The sequence below is a fragment of the Guptibacillus algicola genome (genome assembly GCF_020171805.1).
Classification (GTDB): domain Bacteria; phylum Bacillota; class Bacilli; order Bacillales; family Guptibacillaceae; genus Guptibacillus; species Guptibacillus algicola.
The window spans coordinates 1-12,132 of record NZ_JAIVAF010000010.1 but is presented as its reverse complement, the minus strand read 5'-3'; the positions used below and the strand labels follow the sequence as shown (position 1 = coordinate 12,132).

At 41.8% G+C, this 12,132-nt stretch carries 12 protein-coding genes; all 12 read left to right on the top strand.

Going from position 1 to position 12,132, the window contains the following annotated elements; translation table 11 throughout:
* Positions 1 to 68: 68 nt before the first annotated feature.
* Positions 69 to 2,000 carry an ATP-dependent zinc metalloprotease FtsH gene (gene ftsH / locus LCM09_RS19980; RefSeq protein ID WP_224885435.1) on the top strand — a complete coding sequence of 644 codons (1,932 nt, stop codon included), beginning with the start codon at positions 69 to 71 and terminating at the stop codon, positions 1,998 to 2,000.
* A 159-nt stretch (positions 2,001 to 2,159) separates the two neighbouring features.
* Positions 2,160 to 2,945, top strand: a complete 786-nt coding sequence (locus LCM09_RS19975; protein ID WP_224885433.1) for a type III pantothenate kinase — start codon at positions 2,160 to 2,162, stop codon at positions 2,943 to 2,945.
* 184 nt (positions 2,946 to 3,129) lie between these two features.
* Positions 3,130 to 4,011 carry an Hsp33 family molecular chaperone HslO gene (hslO, locus tag LCM09_RS19970; protein ID WP_224885431.1) on the top strand — a complete coding sequence of 294 codons (882 nt, stop codon included), beginning with the start codon at positions 3,130 to 3,132 and terminating at the stop codon, positions 4,009 to 4,011.
* An 87-nt stretch (positions 4,012 to 4,098) separates the two neighbouring features.
* Positions 4,099 to 5,022, top strand: coding sequence for a cysteine synthase A (gene cysK / locus LCM09_RS19965; protein WP_224885429.1), 924 nt, complete (start codon positions 4,099 to 4,101; stop codon positions 5,020 to 5,022).
* 197 nt (positions 5,023 to 5,219) lie between these two features.
* The gene (gene pabB / locus LCM09_RS19960) at positions 5,220 to 6,662 is read left to right on the top strand and encodes an aminodeoxychorismate synthase, component I (protein ID WP_404800872.1); all 1,443 of its coding nucleotides are present in this window, start codon (positions 5,220 to 5,222) and stop codon (positions 6,660 to 6,662) included.
* A 2-nt stretch (positions 6,663 to 6,664) separates the two neighbouring features.
* Entirely contained in the window at positions 6,665 to 7,249 is a 585-nt protein-coding gene (gene pabA / locus LCM09_RS19955) for an aminodeoxychorismate/anthranilate synthase component II (RefSeq protein ID WP_224885427.1), read from the top strand.
* On the top strand, positions 7,240 to 8,097 hold the full coding sequence (gene pabC / locus LCM09_RS19950) for an aminodeoxychorismate lyase (protein WP_224885425.1): 858 nt from the start codon (positions 7,240 to 7,242) through the stop codon (positions 8,095 to 8,097). The genes pabA and pabC overlap by 10 nt, the downstream gene beginning before the upstream one ends.
* Before the next feature lie 67 nt (positions 8,098 to 8,164).
* Positions 8,165 to 8,992, top strand: a complete 828-nt coding sequence (gene folP / locus LCM09_RS19945; protein WP_224885472.1) for a dihydropteroate synthase — start codon at positions 8,165 to 8,167, stop codon at positions 8,990 to 8,992.
* Between the two features lie 12 nt (positions 8,993 to 9,004).
* Positions 9,005 to 9,370, top strand: coding sequence for a dihydroneopterin aldolase (gene folB / locus LCM09_RS19940; RefSeq protein ID WP_224885423.1), 366 nt, complete (start codon positions 9,005 to 9,007; stop codon positions 9,368 to 9,370).
* Positions 9,363 to 9,887 (top strand): 2-amino-4-hydroxy-6-hydroxymethyldihydropteridine diphosphokinase, encoded by a 525-nt coding sequence (gene folK, locus LCM09_RS19935; protein WP_224885421.1) that lies wholly within the window; start codon positions 9,363 to 9,365, stop codon positions 9,885 to 9,887. The genes folB and folK overlap by 8 nt, the downstream gene beginning before the upstream one ends.
* Positions 9,839 to 10,057 carry a helix-turn-helix domain-containing protein gene (locus tag LCM09_RS19930; RefSeq protein ID WP_224885419.1) on the top strand — a complete coding sequence of 73 codons (219 nt, stop codon included), beginning with the start codon at positions 9,839 to 9,841 and terminating at the stop codon, positions 10,055 to 10,057. Before folK ends, LCM09_RS19930 begins: the two co-directional genes overlap by 49 nt.
* A gap of 279 nt (positions 10,058 to 10,336) precedes the next feature.
* Positions 10,337 to 11,830, top strand: coding sequence for a lysine--tRNA ligase (gene lysS, locus LCM09_RS19925; RefSeq protein ID WP_224885417.1), 1,494 nt, complete (start codon positions 10,337 to 10,339; stop codon positions 11,828 to 11,830).
* Positions 11,831 to 12,132: the final 302 nt, after the last annotated feature.

Sequence of the window (12,132 nt, the reverse complement as noted above, 5' to 3'; positions counted from 1 at the left end):
TGTTGTAGTTCAATGTGCCAATGTGGTAAGATAATCTATGGTTTCCTGTTCGTGGGAGGAGGTAAGGAATGAATCGTATCTTCCGAAATACAATATTTTATTTATTGATTTTCCTCGTCGTAGTAGGTGTTGTTAGCTTCTTTAACGGAAACAACAACGAAGCAAATGTTTTAAATTACGGCGAATTTCAATCAAAACTTAGTAATGGTGAAATTCAAGAATTAACGATACAACCTGAGCGAGGTGTTTACACTGTTCAGGGGCAGCTAACTGGTGATACTGAAGAAGGTGAAGAAAACACCTTTGTAACAAATGTACCAGATTCAGAAAACGCGGTTGAGAACATTCTTTCAGCTGCTGGAGAAAACACGGATGTAACAGTTGAGAAAGCTCCGGAACAAAGTGGCTGGATCACTTTCTTCACATCCATCATTCCTTTTGTAATCATCTTTATTCTATTCTTCTTCTTACTTAACCAGGCTCAAGGCGGCGGTGGCCGTGTCATGAACTTTGGTAAGAGTAAAGCGAAGCTCTATAGTGAAGAAAAGAAGAAAGTTAATTTTAAAGACGTTGCAGGTGCTGATGAAGAAAAGCAAGAGCTTGTAGAGGTCGTGGAATTCCTTAAAGATCCTCGTAAGTTCGCAGCCGTTGGAGCTCGAATTCCAAAAGGTGTTCTTCTCGTTGGACCTCCAGGTACAGGTAAGACGTTGCTTGCACGTGCAGTAGCAGGTGAAGCAGGAGTGCCGTTCTTCTCGATTTCTGGTTCTGACTTCGTTGAGATGTTCGTAGGTGTCGGTGCGTCACGTGTACGTGACTTATTCGAAAACGCGAAGAAGAATGCTCCTTGTATCATCTTTATCGATGAAATCGATGCTGTAGGTCGTCAACGTGGTGCAGGTCTTGGTGGTGGTCACGATGAGCGTGAGCAAACACTTAACCAGCTACTAGTAGAAATGGATGGATTTAGCGCAAATGAAGGAATAATCATCATTGCTGCTACTAACCGTCCTGACATTCTCGACCCAGCGCTACTTCGTCCAGGACGATTTGACCGTCAAATACCGGTTAACCGTCCAGATGTTAATGGTCGTGAACAAATCCTTGGCGTTCATGCTAAAAACAAGCCTCTAAGTGAAGAAGTCGATCTGAAGACGATTGCGATGCGTACGCCAGGTTTCTCTGGTGCAGATCTTGAGAACTTGTTGAACGAAGCTGCACTAGTTGCTGCTCGTCATGACAAAGCGAAAATCGATATGAATGACATCGACGAAGCGACAGACCGCGTAATTGCTGGTCCTGCTAAGAAGAGTCGTGTCATCTCTGAGAAAGAAAAGAACATTGTTGCTTATCACGAAGCTGGACATACCATTATTGGTACTGAGCTAGATAATGCAGATATCGTTCATAAAGTCACAATCGTTCCACGTGGCCAGGCTGGTGGTTATGCTGTAACGCTTCCTAAGGAAGACCGGTACCTTATGACGAAGCCTGAGCTAGAAGACAAAATCATTGGACTACTAGGTGGTCGTGTTGCAGAAGAAATTACATTCGGTGAAGCAAGTACCGGAGCAAGTAATGACTTCCAACGTGCAACATCGATTGCTCGTAGCATGGTAACGGAATATGGAATGAGTGAGAAACTTGGACCTATGCAATTCGGTTCAAGCCAGGGTGGTAATGTATTCCTTGGGCGCGACATTCAAAATGATCCGAATTACAGTGATTCAATCGCACATGAAATTGATCTTGAGATTCAGAAAATCATCAAAGATTCTTATGAGCGCTGTCGTCAGATTCTTACCGACAATCAGGATAAGCTTAATTTAGTGGCAGAAACGCTTAAGGAATTAGAAACACTAGATGCTGAACAGATTCGCTCTCTTGTTGAAGAAGGAAAGTTACCTGAAGGTCATCACGCTAACGGCGTAGAAGATGACGTGAAAGTGAATATTTCCAAGAAAGAAGATAAAGCTGAATCTGATGAAGAAGATCAAGAGTAGATAATAAAAGCAGGATGTCATTCAGGCATCCTGCTTTATTTTGTGAACAGGGTTCACTACCGGTAAGCGTTTGCAAAAAAGTGCTTCGTTTTTAAGGGCAATCTGTGGTATAACTATAGAGAGCATGACCAAAGCTAAATATTTAAATAAGGTGATAATATGATACTTGTGCTTGATGTAGGAAACACGAATATCGTTCTCGGTGTGTACGAAGGTGATGAACTAACTCATCATTGGAGAATGGGGACGAGTAAAAAGCAAACGGAAGACGAATATGCAATGGTCATCAAAGGACTATTTTCTCATGAGGACCTTTCTTTTGATGATGTAGAGGGAATCATTATTTCTTCGGTCGTTCCTCCAATAATGTTCGCTCTTGAACGGATGTGCCAGAAATATTTTCATCACAAACCCTTAGTTATTGGACCTGGGATCAAAACAGGATTGAATATAAAATATGATAACCCCAAAGAAGTAGGTGCCGATCGCATCGTCAATGCAGTGGCAGGAATCCATCAATATGGAGCGCCGCTCATCATTGTCGACTTCGGTACAGCGACAACTTACTGCTACATTAATGAAAACAAACAATACGTTGGTGGTGCGATAGCGCCAGGGATCAACATCTCTACAGAAGCACTATATATGCATGCAGCAAAGCTCCCACGAATCGAAATTGCCAAACCAGATCACATCGTAGGGAAGAACACCGTTAGTGCCATGCAAAGCGGAACGCTTTATGGCTACGTAGGTCAGGTAGAAGGCATCGTTTCAAGAATGAAGAGAAACGCGACAAAAGACCCCACAGTTATTGCTACAGGAGGACTTGCATCTCTTATTGCAGAAGAGTGTGATCTAATCGATGTCGTTGATCCATTCTTAACTTTAAAAGGTCTCCATTTGATTTATAATAAGAATAAAGAAGAATTGAACGCATACCGCTAAGGGATGCGTTTTTCGCTGTCATCAATTCCTTCATTAATCACTTAGACCGAAGCATAGATGGTACTATGCAAGGGGAGTTTAAATAAAATAGTAAAGGCCTTCTAGGTTCCCTGAATGGAAGTTCTAACAAAAATCATGTATGTTGTAAGTGGGCATATGCTCATTTGAAAGGAGATTCATAAGAATGAATGATTATTTAATTAAAGCGCTAGCGTTTGATGGAAACGTTAGAGCTTATGCGATATCTAGTACAGAAATGGTGGCTGAAGCACAGAGACGCCACACAACTTGGCCAACAGCGTCTGCTGCAATGGGCAGAGCGATGACAGCATCGACAATGATGGCTTCCTCACTAAAAGGACAAGAAAAAATCACCGTTAAAATCGAAGGTGGTGGTCCTGTTGGGGCGATAATCGTTGATGCAGATGCCGAGGGTCACACTCGTGCTTATGTAAGTAACCCACACGTACATTTTGATTTAAATGAACAAGGTAAATTAGATGTAGCAAGTGCAGTTGGACGTGACGGATTCCTATCTGTCGTTAAGGATATTGGAATGCGTGATAAGTTTACAGGGCAAGTGCCGCTCGTTTCGGGTGAGCTTGGAGAAGACTTCACTTATTATCTTGTTACATCTGAACAAGTTCCTTCTTCTGTCGGTGTTGGCGTTTTAGTGAACCCGGATAACACCATTCTTGCTGCAGGTGGATTCATGATTCAGCTTTTACCTGATGCTGCAGAAGAAACGATTAAATTCATTGAAAAAAGAATACAAAATATCCCGCCTATCTCAAAGTTAATTGAACAAGGGTATTCACCAGAAGAAATCCTTGCAGAGCTGCTAGGTGAGGAAAATATTAAGATATTAGATAAGATGCCAGTTTCTTTCGAGTGTAGTTGTTCGAAAGACCGTTTCGCAAATGGCATTATCGGTCTTGGAAAAGAAGAAGTGCATAAAATGATTGAAGAAGACGGAGAGGCAGAAACAGTGTGCCATTTCTGCAATGCTCATTACCACTTTTCAAAGAAAGAACTTACTGAATTAGCTTCACAGACCAAGGTGTAAGGGCTTAGGATTGACGACTTTTCACCTTGATGCTATCTTTAAGGGAATTATTCCTATTAAAACACTAGGGATTGGGAGGCGTATTTTATGAGAGTGGCAAATTCAATAACGGATTTAATCGGTCAAACTCCAATCGTGAAGTTAAATCGAATCACTGGAGAAGACCACGCAGATGTTTACCTAAAGCTAGAATTCATGAACCCAGGAAGTAGTGTGAAAGATCGAATAGCATTGTCTATGCTTGAAGCGGCAGAGGAAAATGGCGAGCTCAAACCAGGTGACACTTTTGTGGAACCGACAAGTGGTAATACCGGTATAGGCCTTGCGATGGTTGCTGCTGCCAAAGGTTATCAAGCTGTACTCGTAATGCCTGATACCATGAGTATGGAACGAAGAAATCTATTAAAAGCTTACGGAGCAAAGCTCGTATTGACGCCTGGTTCTGAAGGTATGGGCGGGGCAATACGAAAGGCTGAAGAACTTGCGAAAGAGCATAATTATTTCATGCCACAGCAATTCCAGAATAAAGCCAACCCAGAAGTACATCGCCTTACGACTGGTAAAGAAATCGTGAATGAATTTGACGAGTTAGATGCTTTTGTAGCTGGTATCGGAACTGGTGGGACAATTACGGGCGCTGGTGAAGTACTCAAGAAACACTTTCCTTCGATCAAGTTGTACGCTGTTGAACCAACAGATTCTCCTATCTTATCTGGGGGGAAACCTGGACCACATAAGATTCAAGGAATAGGAGCTGGATTCGTTCCATCGATACTCGATACGGATGTGTATGATGAAGTCATTCAAGTGGAGAACGAGCAAGCATTTGAATGGGCAAGAAAAGCTGCTCGTGAGGAAGGTATTCTTGGAGGCATTTCTTCCGGAGCTGCTATCTATGCAGCGCTAGAAGTTGCGAAAAAGCTAGGAAAAGGAAAGAAAGTACTGGCGGTTATTCCAAGTAATGGCGAACGTTATTTAAGCACACCACTTTTTCAATTCGATGATGAGTAATAAACGATGAGGCAGTCCATGAATGGGCTGCCTTTTTCTGAAGAAATTTTGTTCATGAGTGAAGCCTTATGCGGTTATCCTAAGGTGTAGCGGGATATCGCTTGTATACAAAAAGGATGAAGGATTGTTCGTCTTCATGTAAAATAGAGGCATAATCCGAGGGAAGAATCAAACTTCCAAATAGGGGTGTGAAGATATTGGCGCAACACCAAGAAAAAACAACGCGCGTTCCAATATTTGAAACTGTACATCTAGCTGCAGATGAGTGGTTTTTGAAATACAAACGGTTTGTATCTAATCTTTCAGAACACACGCTTTTAGATAGTACACGGGGTGGCCGTTACAGTATGTTCGGCATTCTTCCCATGGCTAGCCTAAAGGGAAAAGGACATATCCTTTCTATAACTGAGAACGGTACAACAAGAAAGCTAGAAGGCAACTTGCTCGATTTAATGCGAGAATGGATGCAGCAACATGTAGGGGAAACCGATGACCGTCTTCCAGATTTTCAAGGCGGAGCGATGGGTTTTTTGAGCTATGATATCGCTCGTCAAATTGAAAAGCTGCCACTTCAAGCTGATGATGATCTTCGGCTACCTGAATTGTCTTTCATCGTTTATGAAGATGTTGGGGTTTATGACCATGAAGATGAAGTTCTATGGTTTATCTCTCAGGTAGAAGAAGGTAATTCAGAAGCTGCACAAGACCGTTTGATACAATATAAAAAAGAGTGGATGGAGCCTGCATTATCAATTTCTCATCAACCATCTGGCACTACGCTCGAAGATGAGCGTCACTTTTCAATGGATGAGGAATCATTTGCTTCAGCAGTAAAACAGATCCAGGAATACATTTCAAGTGGGGATGTCTTTCAAGTAAACCTCTCACTAAGAGAAACTAGAACGCTGCACGCAGATCCAATTCACGTGTATGAAACGTTACGGACGTTAAATCCATCCCCTTATATGTCTTACATTCATACAGACCGATTCGATATCGTAAGCGCATCTCCAGAGCTTCTCGTGAAGAAAAAGGGGAGCGAGCTAAGTACGAGACCCATTGCTGGGACACGCTCTCGAGGTAAGGATGAAGAAGAGGATCGACAGCTTGCACGTACGTTGATCGAAAATGAAAAAGAGCGCGCGGAGCACGTCATGCTTGTGGATTTAGAAAGAAACGATTTAGGAAGAGTTTGTCAGTATGGCTCGGTAGAAGTGGACGAGTTCATGGTAATCGAAAAATATTCTCATGTTCAGCACATCGTGTCCAATGTAAGAGGAGTTTGTGCCCCAGAATATGATGCATTCGATGCGATTAAAGCGACGTTCCCGGGCGGCACCATTACAGGAGCTCCAAAGGTAAGAACGATGGAAATCATTGAAGAACTTGAGCCTGTTCGCCGTGGCATATACACTGGGTCTATCGGGTGGATAGGGTTTAATGGTGATATGGAATTAAATATCGCTATTCGGACGATGGTGATAAAAGATGGCCTCGCTCATGTGCAGGCCGGTGCAGGTATCGTAATTGATTCAAATCCAGAAGCTGAATATAAAGAATCCTTAAAGAAAGCTAGAGCACTTTGGAAAGCCAAAGAGTTGAGTGAAGAGCCTAGAAGAGTCGAGCAGAGGAGGAAGTAATAATGATTCTAATGATTGATAACTATGATTCGTTTACGTATAACCTTGTACAATACCTTGGGGAAATGGGTGAGGAACTTGTCGTTAAAAGGAACGATGAGATCACGATCACTGAAATTGAAGAATTGAAGCCTTCATTTATTATGATTTCCCCCGGTCCTTGTAGTCCTGATGAAGCCGGTATAAGTATGCAGGTCGTGAAGCGTTTCGCTGGCACGATTCCAATCTTTGGGGTTTGCCTAGGTCATCAATCGATTGCCCAGGTGTTTGGTGGAGATGTTGTGAAAGCTGAACGATTGATGCACGGTAAGACTTCTGAGATGCACCATGATGGGAGAAGCGTTTTTAGAGGGATGGCAAACCCATTCATCGCGACAAGATACCATTCACTAATCGTGAAGAAGGAGACCCTTCCAGAGTGTTTTGAAGTAAGTGCTTGGACTGAAGAAGGAGAGATTATGGCCATCCGCCATAAGGAGCTCGCAGTAGAAGGTGTTCAATTCCATCCAGAGTCAATCATGACGTCTACTGGGAAAACACTTCTCAAAAACTTTATCGATACGCATAAAAACGAGCTATGTTTATAAATGTTAATGGTGAAATAACGCGTGAAGAGGATGCTGTCATTTCCGCTTATGATCATGGATTTCTATATGGACTAGGTGTATTTGAAACATTTCGCACTTATGACGGACATCCGTTTTTGTTCAATGATCACATTCAACGTCTGCGGGCATCATTAGAGGAGCTGCATATTCACCTTTCCATAGGAACACGAGACTTGCTGCATGAGGTAAAACGTACCCTTGCAGCAAATGACATGGTCGATGGGTATATACGACTAAACGTTTCAGCAGGGGCAGGGAACATTGGACTTCAAACTAAACCTTATGAAGAGCCGACACTGATTATCTATGTTAAATCGCTTGGAGCTCCTGTTCGAAACGAAAAGGATGGTAAAGTATTATCATTAAGGCGCAACACACCTGAAGGTCAATATCGCCTTAAGTCTCACCATTATCTTAATAACATCCTCGCAAAACGAGAAATCGGGAATGATCCAAAAGTTGAAGGGATATTTCTTACAGAAGAGGGTTATGTAGCAGAAGGAATTGTTTCTAACTTATTCTGGGTTTCACAAAACACGCTGTTCACACCTTCGCTATCGACTGGAATTTTAAATGGCATCACCCGTCAATACGTTATGAAATCAGCAGAAAAACTTCAGCTTCCTGTTAAAGAAGGCTTATATAACAGACAGACTTTATTTAATGCAGATGAAGTTTTCGTAACGAACTCGATTCAAGAAATTGTCCCTTTGCGAAGCGTAGATCGTGTCTCTATGCCAGGTAGTAATGGTACTGTTACCAGCAAGCTTATCCTGCAATATGAGCAAGACCGCACTTCGTTATTAAGCAGCAACGATCTAACATGATGACTTTATGCAAGAAAAAGGAGTGAGCTTGGTGGCCACGGTAATCAAAAAGCAAACAAACCACCCTATGATCATGGAGTGGCGGGACAAGGTGATCGACTGGAATAAAAAAACCTGGGTGATGGGTATTTTGAATGCAACTCCCGATTCATTTTCAGATGGGGGTAATTATGAGACGTGTGATCGAGCGGTTAAGCATGCTGTGCAGCTTGTGCAGGAGGGGGCTGACCTCATTGACATTGGTGGAGAATCTACCCGTCCAGGAGCTGTCCCTGTGTCACTCGAAGAAGAACTTGAGCGTGTAATACCTGTCATTAAAGCAGTCCGTGCAGCGATCGACGTACCCATTTCAATCGACACGTATAAAGCGAAAGTAGCGGATCAAGCTTTATCAGCAGGTGCAGACATCATCAATGATGTCTGGGGTGCGAAAGCTGACCCAATGATGGGACAAGTTGCCGCAAAACATGAGGTGCCTATCATTTTGATGCATAATCGGCAGGATGAAAATTATGGTGATATTATGAAGGATATCAAAGTGGATATCGATGAAAGTATCGCCATTGTAAAACGAGCGGGAGTACAAGATCGCAATATTATATTAGATCCTGGCATCGGTTTTGCAAAAACCTATGAACAGAATCTTGAGGTTATGCGGAGGTTAGACGAGTTTGCTGCATTAGGTTATCCAGTTTTATTAGGGACTTCAAGAAAGTCACTTATAGCCCAAACGTTGAATACTCAAGCAGATGACCGCGTGGAAGGAACTGGTGCCACAGTTTGCCTCGGAATCGAACGAGGGTGTCAAATCGTTCGTGTTCATGATGTTAAGCCGATGGTCAGAATGGCGAAAATGATGGACGCAATGCTTAAGCGAGATATAATCACTAACTAGGAGCGTGGTTGGATGGATAAGATTCACCTGAATGGAATGGAGTTCTATGGTTACCATGGCGTTTTTCCAGAAGAAAATAAATTAGGCCAGCGATTTTACGTAGATCTTGTACTAGAAGCGGACCTAACAAGAGCAAGTGAGTCTGACGACCTCAACTACACAGTGAATTACGCTGAAGCTTATAATACAATAAAAGAAATCGTCGAGGGCGAACCAAGGAAATTAGTCGAAACGATAGCAGAAGAAATTACGAAAGAGATACTTAAATCATTTGATATTGTTGAGACGTGTACAGTGAAAGTAACTAAACCTGACCCACCTATTAATGGACATTATGATTCAGTGGCAATCGAGATGAAGAGGGAACGAAATGAATAGTGTATATGTTGGAATTGGTTCCAATATTGGTGATCGTGAAAATTATATAAAGACTGCTCTTGAAAGAATCGAAGAGTATCCGGATATTAACGTGACTGAAGTCTCGTCCCTTTATGAAACGGAACCTGTAGGTGTTACAGAGCAAGCGGCTTTTTTAAACATGGTAGCCTTGCTCAAAACAGATATGAATGCTTTTCAGGTTTTAGAAATCTTACAAGGAATCGAGCAATCCTTAGGTAGAGAAAGAGATATCCGCTTCGGACCGAGGACAATAGACCTTGACATATTGCTATATAATCACGAAAATATTGTAGCAGAAGGCCTTGTTATTCCACATCCTCGTCTCATTCAACGTGGGTTTGTTGTTATTCCTCTACATGAATTGAATCCTGATGCAATCATTCCTACTACGAATAAGAGAATCGAGTCGTATGTTGATCATATAGAAGATAAAGAAGGTGTACGTCTATGGAAGCAGAGATCTACGGGAGGCGTATTCGAGCTTTTCGAAAGCTAAAAGGTTTTACACAAGAGGGATTTGCGAGAGACCTTGGTGTATCCGTTTCAGTACTTGGAGAAATAGAACGTGGAAACCGGATACCGTCTAATGACTTCTTGCTCCTTGTCGCGAAGAAACTAAATGTATCGCTTGAAGAACTTTTCCCAATAGAGCAGAATTCGAATTAGCATCAAAGATTTAGATGTAAGAGACGGTCGTGCTGAATAATCGTCTTACTGAAGACCTTTAATCTGAACCAGTAGTTTGACTTTCTAACTAGGATTTCTTATACTACATCTAAGATTTAACTGACTGCCAGGATCGTTGACTGGCAGTTTTCTTCTTTTAAATAGTGACACACCCGGCGCGTTTGTCATTGAAAAACCATGCTGTGAATACTTGCTATTCACGCTGCTTTCAGATAAAGTTATAGCGGGATAAACCTAGATATGACAGGAGTGATAGAGATGAGTCAGGAGCTAGAACTGAATGACCTTCTTCGCGTAAGAAGAGAAAAGCTTGATACACTTAAGAATAACAACATAGATCCGTTCGGACATCGTTTTGACCGTTCTCATACAGCAGCAAAAATGTTTGAGGAATTCGATTCCTTTTCAAAGGAAGAGCTTGCAGAAAAAGAGAAGACGGTATCTCTAGCAGGAAGAATAATGACGAAGCGCGGAAAAGGAAAAGCTGGGTTCGCACATATGCAAGATCTTTCAGGTCAGATTCAAATGTATATTCGAAAAGACACTGTAGGCGAAGAGCAGTATGACCTTTTTGATTCCATGGATATCGGAGACATCATCGGTGTAACTGGGGTAGCTTTCAAAACGAAAGTAGGAGAACTTTCTATAAAAGTGAGTGATTTATACTTGCTATCTAAGTCTCTTCGTCCACTACCAGACAAATTCCACGGCCTTAAAGATGTTGAACAAAGATATCGCCAGCGTTATTTAGATCTCATTATGAGTCCGGAGTCAAAAGAAACATTTATTTCTCGTAGCCGTATTATCCAGTCAATGCGTCGTTACTTAGATGACCAGGGCTTTCTTGAAGTAGAAACTCCAATGATGCATTCTATTCCTGGTGGAGCGTCAGCTCGTCCGTTCGTTACTCACCACAACGCACTCGACATGGAGTTGTATATGCGTATTGCGATCGAGCTTCATTTAAAGCGCCTTATTGTAGGTGGCCTTGAGAAAGTTTATGAAGTGGGTCGTGTATTTAGAAATGAAGGTGTTTCGACTCGCCATAATCCGGAATTCACAATGCTTGAACTCTACGAAGCTTACGCTGATTATAAAGATGTGATGGCTCTAACCGAGAATCTAATCGCGCATATCGCGAAAGAAGTAACAGGTTCAACAACGATTATGTACGGTGAAAAAGAAATTAACTTAGAGCCTGAGTGGAAGAGACTTCATATGGTAGATGCAGTTAAAGAAGCAACAGGGGTAGACTTCTGGAAGGAAATGAGCGATGAGGAAGCACGTTCTCTTGCAAAAGAACATGGTGTAGATGTTAAAGAGACAATGGAATTTGGTCACGTTGTTAATGAATTCTTCGAACAAAAAGTTGAAGAAACATTAATTCAGCCAACATTTGTTTACGGACACCCTGTAGCAATTTCTCCACTAGCTAAGAAAAACCCTGAAGATCCACGTTTTACTGATCGTTTCGAATTGTTCATTGTAGCTCGTGAGCACGCAAACGCATTTACTGAGCTGAATGATCCGATTGACCAAAGAGAACGTTTTGAAGCTCAACTTGTTGAAAGAGAGCAAGGTAACGACGAAGCTCACATGATGGATCACGATTTTATTGAAGCATTAGAATATGGTCTTCCTCCAACCGGTGGACTTGGAATCGGTATTGATCGCTTGGTTATGCTTTTAACGAACTCTCCATCTATTCGCGATGTACTGCTATTCCCACAAATGAGAAACACGGAAAGATAAAGAGGAGCCTTCGGGCTTCTTTTTTTTATGTTTTTTTGAAAATCCATTGCACTACTTTTGAGTACATGGTATATTAATACTCGCCGTTAAAAACACGGCAACATACGAATTAAAAAAACGAAAAAAATTGTTGACTTCGATTGAGTTGATGTGATACATTAATAAAGTCGCTGAAAACGACATCGAAAGAAACAAATCGATCTTTGAAAACTGAACGAAACGCCATGCAAGAAATTGTTTCTACGGAAACAACAAGTTTTAAAGCTAGATTGAACTTTCTATCGGAGAGTTTGATCCTGGCT